This is a genomic window from Paenibacillus sp. RC73 (genome assembly GCF_044908085.1).
In the GTDB taxonomy this organism is placed as follows: Bacteria; Bacillota; Bacilli; order Paenibacillales; family Paenibacillaceae; genus Paenibacillus; species Paenibacillus terrae_A.
In genome coordinates, this window is sequence record NZ_JBIYCV010000001.1 from 683,601 (window position 1) to 700,546 (window position 16,946).

At 51.9% G+C, this 16,946-nt stretch carries 16 protein-coding genes; 8 read left to right on the forward strand and 8 right to left on the reverse strand.

Annotated elements, in window-relative coordinates:
- Positions 1–22: 22 nt before the first annotated feature.
- From ABH897_RS03200 to ABH897_RS03220, 5 genes are all read right to left on the reverse strand, one after another.
- Positions 23–1,006: an acetyl-CoA carboxylase carboxyltransferase subunit alpha gene (locus tag ABH897_RS03200; RefSeq protein ID WP_404520694.1), complete on the reverse strand. Its 984-nt coding sequence runs from the start codon at positions 1,004–1,006 to the stop codon at positions 23–25.
- Positions 1,007–1,900, reverse strand: coding sequence for an acetyl-CoA carboxylase, carboxyltransferase subunit beta (accD, locus tag ABH897_RS03205; protein WP_044648781.1), 894 nt, complete (start codon positions 1,898–1,900; stop codon positions 1,007–1,009). It abuts the gene before it with no gap.
- 181 nt (positions 1,901–2,081) lie between these two features.
- A complete protein-coding gene (locus ABH897_RS03210; RefSeq protein ID WP_013309585.1) occupies positions 2,082–2,270 on the reverse strand; it encodes a hypothetical protein in 189 nt (62 codons plus the stop codon).
- 153 nt (positions 2,271–2,423) lie between these two features.
- Positions 2,424–2,921: a phosphatidylglycerophosphatase A family protein gene (locus ABH897_RS03215; protein WP_044648782.1), complete on the reverse strand. Its 498-nt coding sequence runs from the start codon at positions 2,919–2,921 to the stop codon at positions 2,424–2,426.
- 128 nt (positions 2,922–3,049) lie between these two features.
- Positions 3,050–6,748, reverse strand: a complete 3,699-nt coding sequence (locus ABH897_RS03220; protein WP_404591171.1) for a DNA polymerase III subunit alpha — start codon at positions 6,746–6,748, stop codon at positions 3,050–3,052.
- A gap of 139 nt (positions 6,749–6,887) precedes the next feature.
- Between ABH897_RS03220 and ABH897_RS03225 the strand changes: the two genes are divergently transcribed.
- A complete protein-coding gene (locus tag ABH897_RS03225; protein WP_013309582.1) occupies positions 6,888–7,217 on the forward strand; it encodes a YtrH family sporulation protein in 330 nt (109 codons plus the stop codon).
- 12 nt (positions 7,218–7,229) lie between these two features.
- Positions 7,230–7,727, forward strand: coding sequence for a sporulation membrane protein YtrI (locus tag ABH897_RS03230; protein ID WP_404591173.1), 498 nt, complete (start codon positions 7,230–7,232; stop codon positions 7,725–7,727).
- 41 nt (positions 7,728–7,768) lie between these two features.
- Here the strand turns inward: ABH897_RS03230 and ABH897_RS03235 are convergent, their stop codons facing one another.
- From ABH897_RS03235 to ABH897_RS03245, 3 genes are all read right to left on the reverse strand, one after another.
- Entirely contained in the window at positions 7,769–9,103 is a 1,335-nt protein-coding gene (locus ABH897_RS03235; protein ID WP_283656232.1) for a DRTGG domain-containing protein, read from the reverse strand.
- A gap of 202 nt (positions 9,104–9,305) precedes the next feature.
- On the reverse strand, positions 9,306–9,590 hold the full coding sequence (locus ABH897_RS03240; RefSeq protein WP_014280689.1) for a hypothetical protein: 285 nt from the start codon (positions 9,588–9,590) through the stop codon (positions 9,306–9,308).
- A gap of 71 nt (positions 9,591–9,661) precedes the next feature.
- Positions 9,662–10,006 carry a YlbF/YmcA family competence regulator gene (locus ABH897_RS03245; protein WP_025685398.1) on the reverse strand — a complete coding sequence of 115 codons (345 nt, stop codon included), beginning with the start codon at positions 10,004–10,006 and terminating at the stop codon, positions 9,662–9,664.
- Between the two features lie 163 nt (positions 10,007–10,169).
- On the opposite strand from ABH897_RS03245, the gene ABH897_RS03250 reads away from it, so the two are divergent.
- From ABH897_RS03250 to ABH897_RS03275, 6 genes are read left to right on the forward strand one after another with little or no spacing between them, the layout of a single operon-like run.
- Positions 10,170–11,540, forward strand: a complete 1,371-nt coding sequence (locus ABH897_RS03250; RefSeq protein WP_283655352.1) for a YheC/YheD family endospore coat-associated protein — start codon at positions 10,170–10,172, stop codon at positions 11,538–11,540.
- A gap of 44 nt (positions 11,541–11,584) precedes the next feature.
- Positions 11,585–12,739 carry a YheC/YheD family endospore coat-associated protein gene (locus ABH897_RS03255; protein ID WP_404520697.1) on the forward strand — a complete coding sequence of 385 codons (1,155 nt, stop codon included), beginning with the start codon at positions 11,585–11,587 and terminating at the stop codon, positions 12,737–12,739.
- A gap of 12 nt (positions 12,740–12,751) precedes the next feature.
- On the forward strand, positions 12,752–14,122 hold the full coding sequence (locus ABH897_RS03260; RefSeq protein WP_283655350.1) for a YheC/YheD family endospore coat-associated protein: 1,371 nt from the start codon (positions 12,752–12,754) through the stop codon (positions 14,120–14,122).
- A complete protein-coding gene (locus tag ABH897_RS03265; protein ID WP_283655349.1) occupies positions 14,119–15,228 on the forward strand; it encodes a YheC/YheD family endospore coat-associated protein in 1,110 nt (369 codons plus the stop codon). The genes ABH897_RS03260 and ABH897_RS03265 overlap by 4 nt, the downstream gene beginning before the upstream one ends.
- Positions 15,225–15,761, forward strand: a complete 537-nt coding sequence (locus ABH897_RS03270; protein ID WP_404591176.1) for a GNAT family N-acetyltransferase — start codon at positions 15,225–15,227, stop codon at positions 15,759–15,761. Before ABH897_RS03265 ends, ABH897_RS03270 begins: the two co-directional genes overlap by 4 nt.
- A complete protein-coding gene (locus tag ABH897_RS03275; protein ID WP_283655347.1) occupies positions 15,743–16,909 on the forward strand; it encodes a YheC/YheD family endospore coat-associated protein in 1,167 nt (388 codons plus the stop codon). The genes ABH897_RS03270 and ABH897_RS03275 overlap by 19 nt, the downstream gene beginning before the upstream one ends.
- Positions 16,910–16,946: the final 37 nt, after the last annotated feature.

A 16,946-nucleotide genomic window follows, 5' to 3' on the forward strand; every position in this document is an offset into this window, starting at 1 on the left:
ATTGTTACCCGTTTCCAGCGTATTACAACATAGGACCTGGTTCCGAAGTTTTTAAAAAGGTATATTGGCCTATTTTTCGGAACTTTTGATACCGATCTTCCCTCAATTCGTCGCAGTTCATATTCAAAAGGTCGGCCAAATGGCGTTCCAGCGACTCCTTGATAGCGGCAGCGGTTACTTCATAGTTACGATGCGCGCCCCCCTTCGGCTCCAGCACGATATCCTCGATGACCTCCATGCGCAGGAGGTCATTCGCCGTAATCTTCATAGCCTCAGCAGCCTGATCCGCCTTGGAAGCATCCTTCCACAGAATCGAGGCCGCTCCGTTAGGAGAAATGGCCGAGTAAATGGCATGCTCCAGCATCAGCACACGGTTGCCGACGGCAAACGCAAGCGCGCCGCCGCTTCCACCCTCGCCGATGACCACACAAATAACAGGCACCGAAAGCTTTGCCATCTCCCGCAAATTGCGGGCAATCGCTTCCGATTGACCTCTCTCCTCTGCTGTATTACCCGGATAAGCGCCCTTCGTATCAATAAATGTAATGATTGGGCGTTTGAATTTGTCAGCCTGCTGCATAAGACGCAAGCCTTTACGGAATCCCTCCGGGTGCGCGCTCCCGAAAAACCGTGCAATGTTATCCTTCGTATCCTTGCCACGTTGCTGCCCAATAACGGTTACCGGAATACCATTCAGCTTGGCAATTCCACCCACGACCGCCAGATCGTCGCCATACAGGCGGTCGCCGTGCAGTTCAATGAAATCCGTAAACACCTGCCCGATCAAATCAAGCGATGTCGGTCGCTGATGATGACGAGCCACGTGCATTTTTTGCGGTGCTGTAATGTTCGTATATATTTCTTCCTCCATCTGGAGATAACGTTCCTCCAGACGGTTAATTTCATCGGTAAAATCAATTTGCTTATCCTGCCCGAATTGCTTGAGTTCTTCGATCTTCTGTCGCATCTCGACCAGGGGCTTTTCATAAGGCAATTCGCCAGCCATCTATTCCACCTCTTTCGCGCTGTGCAAATCGAGCAGTTGGCCAAGTGTATCGCGCAGTTCCTTGCGATGTACAACCATATCCAATTGTCCGTGCTGCAAATTAAATTCGGAGGTTTGAAAATCGTCCGGTAGCTTCTGTCTGATCGTCTGTTCGATCACGATACGTCCGGCAAAACCGAATACTGCCCCCGGCTCCGCGATGTTAATATCTCCAAGCGTTGCAAAGCTGGCGGATACTCCACCTGTAGTCGGATCGGTGATAACGGAAATATAGAGCAATCCCTGCTCGTCCATACGAGCGAGAGCCGCACTTGTTTTGGCCATCTGCATCAGGCTCAAAATACTTTCCTGCATACGCGCCCCACCAGATGTGGAGAAAATAATAAGCGGAAGACGCTTGTCTATCGCCTGCTCAATGGCACGAGTAATTTTCTCCCCGACGACCGATCCCATGCTGCCAGTGAAAAAGTCAAAACTCATCACTGCAACAACAGCCGGAAGCCCATGAATGAGCCCATCGCCCGTAATGACAGCCTCTCGCAAACCGGATTTCAGCGTCTGCTGTTCCAGCTTGCTTGCATAACCTGGAAAACCCAGCGGATCAACCGAAATCATATCGGCATCATATTCTGTAAATGTATTTTCATCGAGCACCATGCGAATACGATCCATAGCATTAAGACGCATATGGTACCCGCACACCGGGCACACTTTCAGATTTTTTTCTAACTCTTTACTGTATTGAATGCTTCCGCATTTGCCACATTTGGTCATAAGACCTTCGGGGATTTCCCGTTTGGGACGATCCGGCATGTCCGCTTGATCGCCGCTCAGCGCCCGTTCCGAAGGGATGGTCGCGTATTTACGCTTCTTTTGGAATAAATCTTTAAACACAACTACACCTCTCCAGCCGTTTATTTGTCAGCCGTAACCGATACAAGGTCCTCTGCCGTCTATGCGGCATCTCTTAGCATTATGTTTATACACACGTCAACGCCTGTTTTGCAAAACATTACCGCCGATCGTGCATCCTTCGTTCCATTCATGCTGCTGTATCACTTCCGCCGTTCCGGACTCAAGGGCGCAAAATCGAATTAAGCACTTCCTGTATTTCTTCGACTTCACCCGAAGGCACAAGTATCTCAAACTGCTGCTTGGATGCGCTGATGGCCCGGGCCTGCACCATAAAACCTTCTTCCGACAGTTTGAGCTTAATCATGTCAGCCAGTCTGGCCGTCGGTGCAATATAGATCACCGTCCACATGCCTTGTTTCTACCCCCTAAGCCTCAAGTTTTGAGCCCATATAATAGACTCATGATAACATACCTTACTTTTTTCCCGCAACAAAAGCCCTCCTGCTCGGTTAAGATCGGTCAGAGGGCCCAGAAAATCATTGACTCTGTTCGTGCAGGTGAATCAAGTGTCCAATGACACGGGGTATTGCTTGGCATGGGGGCTGCGATGAGCAATGCGCGAAGAAGCGGCAGCTGCCAGTCCGGCGACCAGATCGTCCAGAAATACATGAATACCGCTGCCTTTACGGTTTAGCTGTTCAATGATTCCCGTCTTTTCTTTATCCAGATAACCAAAACTGGTCAAGCCAATCATACCATACACGCTCGTAATCCCGAGGGCCAGTGTCTCGTCCACTCCGTACAGGGGTTCATCTGCCTCCATAATGGCTTGCAGCGGCTGGGGAAGAAGTTTTTTTTCGGCCAGCTCATCAAGCGCAATACCCGTGAACAGCGTATACTGCACTTCCCGCTTCTGCAAAACTGCCTTTACGCTGTCCACACATTCTTCAATGGTCAAATGAGGGTAATATTTTAGCTGAAGCTGAAAAACAATGTCCGCTATGGACTCGATACTAATCCCTCTGCGAATTAACAGGGTTTCTGCGTATTCATAGGACATGATTTCCCTCCCGCCTCCACCATACAGTTCTGTCTTCCAGCTTGCGGAACCTTATGATGTTGGATAAGTGCTGATGTTCCTGTTCCGCCAGTGTTCCAAGTGTATGCGGGAGGGGAGGAAAATGTTCATTATTTAACTTTCACCGTGCCCGCACCCAGCATTGACTCCATCCGGTCGAAAAGCTGAGGCGATGGCTTGATGCTGTAAGCATCACTCAGCGCCAGCAAACGCTGGCTGCTCTCATAAAAGAGTACGGTAGGCAACGCACCGGGATGCTCCTGTAGCAGCGCCTTGAGGCTGACCAGCAAGCTGGCGTCCTCCTCGGCCTGGCGAGTGATTTTGACAAACACCCGCTGACGGGCTGTCGGCTCCGAACCACGCGGAGCCGGGGCTTGTTCGCCGGGAGCCGCTTCCGTGACGTGCGGCGAAGTGTCTGTGGCCGGGCGGGCCGCCGAAACGGGCGGGACCGCTGGCGCCGTAGTCGTCTGCGCAGACGACTCGGCTGCCGACGGCCTCGACGGCACGCGTGGCGCTCCCCCACCGGGGCCACCAGCGGCAGAGCCAGCCGCTGACGTGGGCTTTCCGGCCGCGGCGGACGAACGCGCTCCAGCACGTCGGCGCTGGAGAAGCCGCGCCAGTGAATCCTCCGCCAGCGGGACGGCCTCGTCCGCAAGGAGCTTGAAATGCTCATCCTGGTGCTGCATTTTGGCACGGAACGCAAGCAGCGCTCCCTTTTCAATCCACTGGTGGCTTCGCTTCCACACTTCGGGAAACAACACGACCTCGCAGCGCTCAATCTGATCCTCCAGCTCAATAAAGGCCATTGCCTTCCCCTGTTTGGTCGTAATCGTCTTGAGCGACACAACCATACCTGCGGTCACGACAACCGCTTCATCCGCCACATCGCCCAATTCCATCAGACGCTCTGCATCGCTGCTTTCCAGCAACGGCTCAAAATCATCCAGCGGATGCCCGGACAGATACAGTCCCAACAGCTCACGTTCCAGCTCTAGCTGCTGACCCGCACTGAATTTCGGTACATCGGGATATTCGATATCCCAATTGGGCATCTCCACAAAACCGAACATATCTATTTGCAAATCGTCACGTTCCTTGCGCCATTTGACCGCCGCATCCACCGTTTCATCCAGCATGGCAATCAACTGCGCACGATGACCTGGCAACGAGTCAAACGCCCCTGCCTGGATGAGCGATTCAATCACCCGCTTATTGCACACACGCAAATCCACGCGACGACAAAAATCGAGCAGGCTGTCAAAAGGACGCTCCTTGCGAACGGCGAGAATACTTTCCATCGCCTGCGTGCCGACATTTTTAATCGCGGCCAGTCCGAAGCGGATATTCCCCTGCTGCAACGGGGTAAACAGCACCCCGCTTTCATTTACATCGGGTGGCAGAACCGCCATATCCATACGACGGCATTCGACGACATATTCCGCCACTTTCCGGTGGCTACCCATCACCGCTGTCAGCATAGAGGCCATAAACTGCACCGGATAATGGGCTTTAAGATACGCCGTCTGGAACGCCAGCACACCATAGGCAGCCGCATGTGCACGCGGAAATCCATAGTCCGCAAAACGGACAATCATATCGTAGACACTACCGGCTTCCTCTTCCGTGTAACCCTGCTTGACACTGCCCTCCACAAAATGGCCACGCTCAAGGTCCAGCACTTCGCGTTTTTTCTTGGATACGGCGCGACGCAGCAGATCGGCTTCTCCCAGGGAAAAGCCAGCCATGCGCGAAGCAATCTGCATGATTTGTTCCTGATATACGATAATGCCATACGTATCCTTCAGGATGGGCTCCAGATCAGGATGCGGATAATTTACCTCAATCTCCCCGTGCTTGGCCTGAATAAAGTTAGGAATGAAGCCCATTGGACCCGGACGATACAAGGCCAATACAGAAATAATATCCTCGAACACACTTGGCTTTAGATCCTTGAGCACCCGGCGTACCCCCGCCGACTCCAGCTGGAACACACCGCCTGTGTCGCCTTTACCCAGCATGTCATAGGTATGTGGGTCATTGTCAGGAATGCGGCTAAAATCAGGCGTTTCTCCATGTTCTTCGGTAATCCAACGCATGCAGCGTTCAATAATAGAAAGGGTGCGCAGCCCAAGAAAATCCATTTTCAGCAAACCGATCCGCTCCAGATTTTCCATCGAGTATTGCGTCAGGGGAACCCCTTCACTCCCCTCTTGAAGCGGAACTGCATCAGTCAGCGGAGTCCGCGAAATGACGACACCCGCCGCATGGGTCGAAGCATGACGTGGCATGCCCTCTACTTTAATCGCCATATCCAGCAGCTCACGCGTCTTGGGCTTGGTTTCATACAGTGTCTTCAGCTCAGGGGTGATCTCAAGCGCATGACGGATATTAATCCCGAGCTGCGCCGGAATCAGCTTGGCCGCCTTGTCCACTTCGCCATACGGTACATTCAACGCACGCCCAACGTCACGCACTGCGGCTCTTGCCGCCAGCGTTCCGAAGGTAATAATTTGCGCTACATGCTCGTTACCGTACTTCTGCACCACATAGTCGATAACCTCATCCCGTCGTTCATCGCTGAAATCAATATCTATATCCGGCATGCTAATCCGTTCAGGATTCAGAAACCGTTCAAACAGCAGGTTATATTTCATGGGATCCAGATTCGTGATATTAAGTACATAAGCGACCAGACTGCCTGCCGAGGAACCCCGTCCAGGGCCGGTAGCAATATTATGCTTATGAGCAAAAGCGATAAAATCCCACACGATCAGAAAATAATCGCTGAATCCCATGCTGTCAATCGTGTTCAGCTCATAACTGAGCCGCTGCTCCAGCCTTTCCCGTTGCTCCGGTTGTTCCCACGCCAGATCACTCCCATAACGACGCTCCAGCCCTTGCACACACAAACTGCGCAGATAGGACGAAGGAGTCATGCCTTCCGGCAGCGGACGATATTCTGGCAAAATAGATTGCCCAAATTCCAGCTCCAGTTCACACTTTTCAGCAATACGTACCGTATTATCGATCGCTTCCGCCACATGCGGGAACAAGCGAGCCATGTCCTCCTGGCTTTTCAGGTACAACTGACGTGTCGGTATGCGCAAGCGTTCCTCGTCGTCGACCGTCTTGCCTGTTCCAATGCAGATCAGAACGTCTTGTACATCTGCATCCGGCTCGGTCAGATAATGCACGTCATTCGTAGCTACCAGCGGAATATCCAGCTCCTTCGCCAACGCGATCAGAAGAGGATTTACGCGCTTTTGCTCTGACAGACCGTGATCCTGAAGCTCCAGATAAAAATCATCGCCAAAAATGTTGCGGTAGCGTTCCGCTGCCCGTCGTGCTTCGGCTTCCCGGCCATGCAGCAAATGCTGCGGCACTTCACCGCCCAAACATGCGCTTAAGCATATGATGCCTTCATGGTGGGCAGCCAGCGCTTCCATGTCGATACGTGGCTTGTAGTGAAAGCCCTCCAAATGGCCGATAGAGCACAGCTTCATCAGATTTTGATAGCCTGTTTTATTTTTGGCGAGCAAAATTAAATGATATATGGGCTGATCCTTCCGGCTGCCACGCTCCTTGCGCGAGCCAGCCGTCATATAGGCCTCACACCCGATAATCGGCTTAATGCCGTTCTCTACACACGCTCTGTAAAAGGGAATGGCACCATACATCACCCCGTGATCCGTAAGGGCCAGTGCCTTCATTCCGTAAGCTGATGCCTGTTTGACCAACTCCGCGGTACGAGCCGCGCCGTCCAGCAGGCTGTACTCGCTGTGAACATGCAAATGCACAAATGAACTCATGCGCTTCTCTTCCTTTCACCGCTTGTTTTTCTTCAAACTATTTTATCATATCCGCGTTGGTAGCGCCCATACAATAAAAGTACAGACCCGGGCGGACAAGCGCGGTCCTGATTCGTATACCTTATAGGAGGAAAAGAGCATGAGCACTTTTATATCCAAAGCGATTCTCGACTTCTTCATTGCCTTCGGCATCGTGCTCGGGGGAGCCATGCTCGGAGGAATGGGAGCTGTGGTATCGCTTCAGCCGCCTACCCAGACGATGCTGGAGGTTGCCGGAAGAATTAAAATATGGGCGCTTGCCGCTGCTGTGGGGGGAACAATGGACCCGATCCGCGTCATTGAGAGCAATATGCTGGATGGTAATTTGTCGCCTGCCATTAAGCAGATATTGTATTTGATTTTCGCCTTTTTAGGCGCTCATATGGGGGCAGAGCTGGTCAAGTGGGTGTGCGGCAACGGACGGCCGTGAGGTGAAACGACTATGAGAGTGCCTCCCTTTGAGCGCCTGCGCCCGTTTATGCATTTATCCTCCGTCTTCGTGCTGGGCATGATTACCGGAGCAATAGTCTACAATGCCATCTGGCACGCCAGCTTCAATGAGCTGTGGACGAACAATCAAGACCTCCAATTCCAGCTCCAGCAAGCGCAGGAGGACAATAGAACCCTGCGGAAATACAGCAAGCGTCAGACTGTTGTCAAGGAAATCAAATTGATTGCTGAAGAAACTTCTGCCGAAAAGATTGGCTCTATTAATCTAAAGGAGCTTCTTCGCCGCGTCAGCCGGGATTTGGAGGTACTGCGTGGCCGGGACATGTTCGAGATTGATTCCGACAGCAAGCTGGTACGCATGTTGCTTCACCAAAAAAAATACACCGTTCGTGACAAGGAGTATACGATCCAGGTCAAAACGATGCTTGTAATGGAAGGTGTGCTGCAAATTTGGCTGGAGGCAAAAGAAAGACTTCCGGAAAGCCATTGAACTGCTCTACTCCGACTCCACTTACTACACACGAATGGACACTAACCGTGTTCAATGGAGTGGAGCGTCATCACCGCTTTGCATACCAATTGATTTTCCCGTGAAATTGCAATTTCCAGCTTGCAGGTGCGGCGGCTCGTTTCCAGCAACAACGGACGAAGAACTATGGCATCCTCAATCTGTACGGGTCTGATAAAATAGGTCGTTAAATTGTCCAGCACATAATCCTTCCCGCTCATATCTCTGGCAACCCGGTAGCCCGCTTGTGTCATCACATTGACCAGCACGCCTTCCGAGATGGTACCCAGATTGGTCGCCATCTGAGGAATGACGAAGCCCCGAAAAAATAATAATCCGTCCTCGTCACGCTCCTCTGCAAATCCGTTCCAAATGAGCTGGTCGAACGTCTCGCCAAGCTGTGGCTGCTTTTGGGCGTTGCGCAAGGCATCCAGTACCTCCCGCCGTGTGACGGACCCCAGCAGCTTGCGGTTGCGGTCCACGACCGGTAAATAATCCACACCTTCCCACGCCATCATCTGCGCAGCCGAAGCGAGCGAGGTCTGGTAGGTCACTGTTACCGGATTGCGGATCAGGCATTTGTCCATCGTATGCTCGGGTTGCAGTCCCTCCACATCCTTGCGGCTGACGATACCGATCAGGCGGTTCCATTCATCCACCACCGCAAAATGGTGATTTCCAGTCGTCACCGAAAGCTCTTCAAATTCGGTAAGGGTACTGTTGATTTTCAAGGTCTGCGTCTTCGGTTTACCTGCCGCGATGTCTTCAATCAGCATAATCTTCTTTTTGATCAGGCGGTCGAAAATCGCTCTATTAATCATAGAGGCCACTGTAAAGGTATCGTGACGCGAAGAAATGATCGGCAAACTGATCTGGTCCGCCAGTTGCTTAACCTCCCGGCTCGTACCAAAGCCGCCTGTAATCAGTACGCCTGCTCCCTGCTCTAGCGCAAGGGAATGTGCATCCTCGCGGTTACCGACGATCAGCAAGCTGCCTGCATCAATATATCGGGCCATAGCCTCTTCGCGCATCGCTCCAATGACATACTTGTGCAAGGGCTTTTCCAACCCCTCGCTTCCCCCCAGCACATGTCCCTCCACGATATTCACGACATCGGCAAAGGTCAGTTGCTCGGACAACCCGCGTGGGCGCTTTTCCACCCGCACCGTCCCGATGCGTTCCTTGGTAATGACAATTCCCAGGTTCTCCGCTTCCTTCACGGCCCGATAGGCCGTTCCTTCGCTGACGCTCATTTCTTTAGCCAACCTGCGCACAGAAATTTTGGAGCCTATTTTCAACTGCTCGATATGACGCAATAGCTGCTCATGCTTCGTAACTGCTTCATCTAGCCCGTCCAACTCTGTTACACCCCCAACGTTCAATCTGTATCATTCTGTATCTATTATAGCACAAAATCCCGTCTTTTTAGACCCTCGTTAATCACGACATATCAGAGCCGGAAATAGCAAAAAGCGATCTCCTTTTTACAGGGACCGCTTTTTTAACTATCACGGATCGGCAGCATCAGAGCATGCTCATGACAAGCCGGGAGGAAACTTTTTATAGCGTGCTGCCTTTATCAGCTTCTTTATCCCATTTCATCTGCCACTGCTTCATTTTGGCCCGCCGCACACGCTCCAGCGTTTTCCGTTTTTCCTCATCCACGCCAAGCAAAAAGTGCAGATTCGCTCCGATGACAAGCAACGCAAACAATACCCATACGATACCGAAGCCGTTGACCCAGTTCAATCCGCCCGTAAGCGAGATGCGCGGCAGCGCGGTAAGCACCATAGCCAGCGCAATCAGTGTGTACAAGCCGTGTTTCCATTTTTTAAAAGTACCCAAGTTATCCCTTCCTCTCCCTGTGACTCTATGTATCTAGTCTATGAGAGGGCAGGAAGGAATATGAGACAAACTTACAGAGACGAACCGTACAAATGCTGAAGGCTGTCTGCGATAATTTTGTTGACATCCTCAATGATCACACTCAGGCGGCGTTCGGCATCGAACAGACGGCGGATATTCAGGTTCAGGCTAAGCACCTCGAACAGCTTTTCCATTTTTTCCATCTCTTCCTGTGCCGGCATATCACCGCTCATCATCCGCTGTTGTACTTCCATTTGGCGCTCACGGAAATCGTCGAGCATTTTCTTGGCTTCCGGGTCGGTTTCAATCAGCTTCATCGCTGACGTAATTTCCTCCACCTCTTTGCTTTCCTTCAACGCTTTTGCCAAATCATGGGCTTTGTCATAGATATTCATATTCGTTATTTCCTCCAATTCAAATAATCGTGCAAACATTTCACATTGTCCGTCAATCACCAAGGGATATATGTCCTCATATGATGAATCAGTGCTATTACAGCCCCTTCACGTTTCCCGTTACTTTTAAGACATCAAGTTGCTGCCCGGAAGGAGATCCACGATGTCCATCAAAAAAACAAGGATTCAAATCATCGGATCGGGCATCTTGCAGGATGACGTACTCATGGTCGGCGAGTCCTTGCTTCGCAAATGGAAAATATCCGCAGGCCACCCCGTACAGCTCGCCTTCGGTTCGTTCCGCCAGCAGGTTACCGTCATTTCGGTACCCCGTTACAGCGGCCTACGTGTGGGAAGCGTGCTGGCCCGAAAAATGGGACTTCATGCCAATTGTGAGCTGCGAGTAACCTACAGCCGAGGACGCCGGACACTTCGAGTGGGCCCACTTATTAGCGTGCTGGTCAGTCGGGACTATCCCGAACAGCCCGACAAGCCTTTCGGGTCGATCACCCTGTTCTGCCGTGAACTGATCGGGGAATGCCGCAGACAAGGAGCATATGTGTATTTTTTCACCCCGGAGCATATCGGAAGTCAGCCCGGACGCGTTCAGGGATGGGTCTATGACGGAGGCTGGAAAAAGACGGTCATGCCCGCCGGGGATGTCGTCAATAACCGGCTTACCTCTCGTAAACTCGAGAACAGAACTAGCGTACAGCATTTTATGAAAGAAGTAAAATCGCAGTACGGCACGGCCATTTTCAATGAAAAGTTTCTGGATAAAAATGAAGTGTTCGATGCGCTTAAATCCAATTCATCCCTGCGCAAGTATTTACCCGAGTCCCATTTGCTGCAAACCTTTGCGGTCTTCAAAAAAATGTGCAACCAGTACCCCACTGTTTTTCTCAAGCCTGTGCGAGGAAGTCTGGGCAAAGGTATTATGCGCATTACGAAGCAAGCCGATGGCACCTTTTCCGTGCTGTCCACTACCGCCGGCGCACCACGAAAGCAAACGTATGCCACGATCGAGAAGCTGTACAAAGGTATGGCAGGAAAAATGAAAACGACGCGCTTCCAGCTCCAGCAGGGTCTTACCCTGATTGATCACGGCAAGCGTCCGGTTGACTTTCGTGCGCTTGTGCAGAAAAACGCCTCTGGCGCATGGACCGTGACCTCCATCGTCGCCCGGATTGCCGGGGGCAGCCATTTTGTGTCCAATCTGGCGCGAGGTGGCACGCTGAGCACAGTCAAGGAGGCCTTGGCCAAAACCACGCTGCCTGCCTTAACCAAGTCGAACGGCCAGACCCATCTTAAGACAGCCGCGCTCGAAATTGCAAACGGAGTTGAGAAAGCGATCCCTGCCCATTTTGCGGAATTTGGCATTGATCTGGCGATTGACAGCACGGGGCATATTTGGCTGCTGGAGGTCAACTCCAAGCCGTCGAAAAATGACAATACGCCGTTAAATGATCAGAAAACTCGACCGTCCGTGAAAAAAATGATTGAATATTGCTGTTTTTCAGCCGGATTCAAATGAATCCGTCTCTTACGGAATTCGGCTGCCAAAGGAGGCTGTTATCGGTGTCTCTTGTCGTACCAGACACACTGGGTGTGCTCGTCAGCCGGAATCAGGCGGCGATTCCCCCGATTACCGAAGCGGAGTTTTGCCGCAGGCTAAGTCTGTTGGGCAGGCGCTCCGGCCTTAACGTAATGGCGTTTACCGCGGAAGGAATTTCGCCCGAAGATCACTCCATACGAGGTTATGCCTATCGCGACGGAGTATGGACATCCAGCCGCTTTCCCCTGCCGGATATTGTGTATAACCGCTGTTTCCATGCCCACGGGAGCCGGAACGCCGGGCACGCGCTGCAGCACATGGCAGAGCAGGGATCACGCAAGCTCATCTACTGGTCGCGTAACTTGCCCGGCAAATGGCAAGTGTACCGTGCGCTGCACACGATAGATGAAGTGCGTCCCTTTGTGCCGCCTACAGCGCCTTACCGGGACACGGCTCAGCTTGTGGAATGGCTGCACCGCCATTCGGCGCTATTTATGAAGCCCCAGGCCGGAACGCACGGCAAGGGCACGCTGTATCTCCGGCTATCGGATGGAGACGCCGGACTGCTCGTGCAGGGCAGAGACTCCCGAAACCGTCTGTTCCGGCGCTTGTTTTCCGAGTTGGATGCCGGATTGTCATGGGTCAACGGGATTGCAGGCAGACGCTCCTATATCGTGCAGCCTTATTTGAAATTAACGAGCCAAAGCGGTCATCCCTTTGATGTCCGCGCGCTCATGCAAAAGGATGGAAAGGGCTGCTGGCGTCTGACGGGCTTTGCCGTGAGAGAAGGCAGGAAAGGAACCCTGACTTCCAATCTGCACGGAGGGGGCGCAGCCCATCCGGCAGAACCTTACCTTCGTGAACAATATGGCACGGACAGCACGCGTCTCATCATTGGGCAGATGATGGCGCTGTCCCTGACCATTACCAGGGCGCTGGAGGAACGATATGGCCGCCTTGGCGAGCTGGGGATTGATTATGGTATTGACCGGAGTGGGAACATCTGGCTATTGGAGGTTAATTCCCGGCCGGGTCGGGCCTCCTTTTTCCAGACCCGTCAGCCAAAGTGCGCTTTCCGGTCAGTCAACCGCCCACTCGAATATGCTCGATATTTAATGACCCATTCCAAAGTGACAGGGTCAAAGGGCGCAGACACCTCCCTTGAACATATGGTATAGGAGGATAAACAGATGAGTTTAACGCATTGCAATGTGCATTTCTCACAGCAGCCCGACAAGGTGGCGTATATATCCACTGCCTTGTTGAAAAGCCTTAAATTATCCGGAACCAAGTCCATTCGTCTGCGGCTCGGTAAGGATCAGATTCCCACCACGATAAAACCGATTCAGAAGGCGGGACGCCATCTGTACCTGACCTCAGGCTTGCGTAATGCCATCCGTGTTCCTAAAAGCGGGTCCATCTATTTGCGGAATCTGGACGGAGATATACAGCTCGGACCGTTAATTGGCGTGCTGTCTGACGGTACCGCCTCTGCCACCCGCCCTTTTGGCTCACGCACGGGCTTTATTAAGCAACTGCTGAAGGAAGGCAGCAAGAATTCTTATATTTTTGCCTTCACTCCTCGGGATATCAACTGGCAAAACGATACGATTAACGGCTATTTTCTGTCATCAAGCGGGGTATTTTCACGCAAAATCGTACCTTTACCGGACGTGATTTACAATCGGCTGCCGAGCCGCCGCTCTGATTTTTCCCCGGCGATCAATCAGCTGCGCGAACGCTTTTCCCGCAAACGGATTCCCTTTTTCAACTGGAGCTTCTTCAACAAATCGGATATCTATCATCTGCTGGAAGATAATTCTGAGGTTAACCGCTATGTCCCCGAATCGTATATGAATCCCAGCTCTGAACGTATCCGAGGCATGCTGGAGCGTCATCAATTTGCTTATTACAAACCAAGCGGAGGTAGTCTCGGTAAAGGAATTTACCGTCTCTCCCATGTTCCCAAGCAAGGTTATTATGTAAGGTACCGCAAGAAAAACAGCAATGTATTGCTGCGCTTCAACTCTTTTAACTCTATGCTACGTATGCTCCACTCCAATCAGGGCCAGACGTTAAAGGGCTACGTCATTCAGCAGGGTATCCAGCTAATTGAGATTGACAATTGCCCGATTGATTTCCGATTTCATATGCACAAGAACGGCAACAACCAGTGGGTCGTCGTCGGAATTGGAGCCAAAAAAGCCGGACGCGGCAGTGTCACGACCCATATTAAAAACGGCGGCTCCCTCATGACACCCGAGCAGGCGCTGAACCGGGTATTCGGAGACCGGGCGGGCGAGGTGCTTCAGCGTGCCAAGAACGTAGCGGTTACACTCGCAGAAGCCATCGAGTACCATCACCAGCATCTGCTGGGTGAAATCGGCTTCGATCTGGGCATTGACCAACAGGAAAAGGTATGGATGTTCGAAGCCAATTCCAAGCCCGGGCGATCCATTTTTCAGCATCCATCGTTGCGTGCGGAGGGTAAAGCATCCGTGGAGCATATTTTGGACCACTGTCTTTACCTCAGTAAATTCCGCAGAAAAGAGGAACTATGAATACCCGGGCGGAGTACAAACCAGTCGTTGCCGTATTGACCGTGCACGACGAAGAACAATTTTTCAAGGGAAATCGGCGCAATTTCAGGGATATTCTTGAAATGGGGACGCGGATGGGCTATCAGGTGTACATTGTTACCGTCAGGGACCTGAAGCTGACATCGGAGACAGTCAGGGGCTATATTTTCAACAAAACCTCACAGACGTGGGAGGAACAAAATTTTCCACTACCGCAAATCATTTATAATCGCATCCCGAACCGCAACTATGAGCTTAAAACTTCTGTTCGCACAAAGCTGAATGAAATTTCTCATGCCTCTGGCATTGAACTGTACAATCCGGGCTTTTTCAACAAATGGGAGCTGTTCAAATGGCTCCGTGCTTCGGAATCCACTCGTCAGTTCGTACCAGCGACCAAACGCTTAAGCAACCTGTCTTCCTTGGGCAAAATGCTGTCAGTGTATCCATACCTGTATCTCAAGCCAGAGAACGGCAAGGCCGGAAAAGGGATTATGATTCTCAAATACCGACCGGACCATCTCATGGCTTACAGGCTGACGATTCAGCATGACAAAAAAAGCGTAACCTACCGATCTGTATCGCTGTCCCGACTGTGGGGGCGTATTCGCCGGGAAGCTGGCGCTTCGCCTTATATCATTCAGCAGGGCATCGAGCTGGCAACCTATCAGAAAAAGCCCTTCGACCTGCGTATCCTGGTGCAAAAAAACACCCACGGCTCTTGGAGCACCACGGGAGTCGGTGCCAGACTGGCGGGTAAGGGGAGCATTACAACGCATGTTCCGCGCGGCGGAAGTGTGGAAGACCCGTTCAAACTGCTATCTGCGCTGTTTGGACCTGAGAACAGTAAGGATATGTTGAACAAGATTAAAAGTACCGCCATACAGATTGCACGCCAAATTGAACGAGGCTCCGGTCTTTCCCACGGCGAAATGTCCATGGATTTGGGCGTAGATACGTTCGGAATCCTCTGGTTTTTTGAAGCCAACTCCAAACCGATGAAATTTGACGAGCCAGAAATTCGTCAAAAATCGCTGAGACGCATATTCCAGTACAGCTCCTATTTGGCCGGACGAATGAAATTATGAGTCAAGGAAGTGGAATCATGCCGCAAATTAGCGATGTTCAACATTTGCCTGCCCGGAGCTGGCTGCTGAGACGACGGCAGCTGCTATTTCTGGCCCGTAGCTCGGGCGGCATGCGCATTACCCGCAATGCCTTGCGGCAGCTGGCCGTTTTAACGCCGGAGCAATTAAAATCACCCGGCTCCTCCCTCCTGTGCGCTTATCTGCGCACGGAGCAAGGGCTGCGGATTGCGGGATTTTGCCTCGCTCTGAATTACGGTGAGGATGCGTGCATCGTGATCGTTCGTCCGCTTTACCGGGGCCGCAGACTGGGCGCTAGACTGCTGTCCGCCCAGCTCAAACAGCTGCGCCGCCTGACGTGCAGCGTGGCCGCCGACAATATGGCCAGTCTCAAAACCTGCTTTCGCGCTGGACTTGTTGCGCATGACATGACGACTGGACCGACCGGAAAGCCCACGCTAATATTTCGCGGGGAGTTATCCGAAGATGAGCAGACGGCAGAGGAAGGTGGAATGCTGTGCCAAAACCTGTCCTAGGCATCATGACCTTGTATTTGAACAACAAGAAGCAATTGGAGGAGCGCGACATATATGAGCGCATGATTGCAGAAGGGAACAGACTGGGACTGGATATGTATGTATTCACTCCTGCAGATGTCCATAAGGATCGCAGGCTGCTTCTTGCCCAAATCTATGATCCACAAAGCGGAAAATGGACCCTGAAATGGCGGAAATTCCCGGATATGATTTTCGACCGTTGCCGGGTACAGCGCAGTGAGCGGTATCAGCAGTTAAAGCAATTTCGGGTGCAATATACGGATCTCGTATATTTAAACCGACCGCTGAGTAACAAATGGGCCATTCATCAGCAGCTTGCGAGAAGGGCCGCCTTTCGACCGCATCTGCCCGATACGGAGCCGTTCGTAGGATTTCATAGTGTAAAGCGGATGCTCAAAAAGAATTCACTGGTCTACCTAAAGCCGATTAACGGTACGGGGGGGCGTGGAATTCTGCGCATTGAGCCTGTTAACAAGCAAGGGGGCCTGTATCTGGTCGAGGGCCGCAATCGCAAACGTCATATTATTCCTCAGCAGCGGGTGCGTCTGGACCGTCTGGAGCCGCGTCTGAGCAGTTGGAACATGGACAATTACATTGTTCAGGAAGGTATTCCTGTGCAACTGCCGAATGGCAGGGTTCATGATTATCGCATGCTGGTGCAAAAAAATGGCCAGGGGACATGGGAGTTAACTGGATGTGCAGGACGGATCGGGGCACATCGCAGCGTTACTTCCAACCTGCATGGCGGAGGCAAGGCAGTACCGATGAATCAACTGCTGACACAATGGATTCGTAATGAAGATCAGAGAGAGAAGATCACCAAGCAAGGGGAAAAGCTCGGGCTGGATATCGCAGCTTATCTGGAGGAAAGCTACGGGGCATTATGCGAGCTTGCGCTCGATTTGGCGATCAACAAGGACGGTCACATTTACGTACTGGAGGTCAATCCGAAGCCAGCACGCGAGGTATTTGCACGTATTGGTGAAAAAGAAACCTACCGCCGCTCTATCGCCAAGCCCATGGAATATGCCTTATGGGTCTATCACACACAAATTAATCCAAAACCTCTGACGGATCACAACACAGAGAGCAAAACAGAGAATAAGACAAAAGAAGGCTCCGCGTAAAAGCGGCAGCCTTCCTTTGTTTTGTGATATGTCTGAT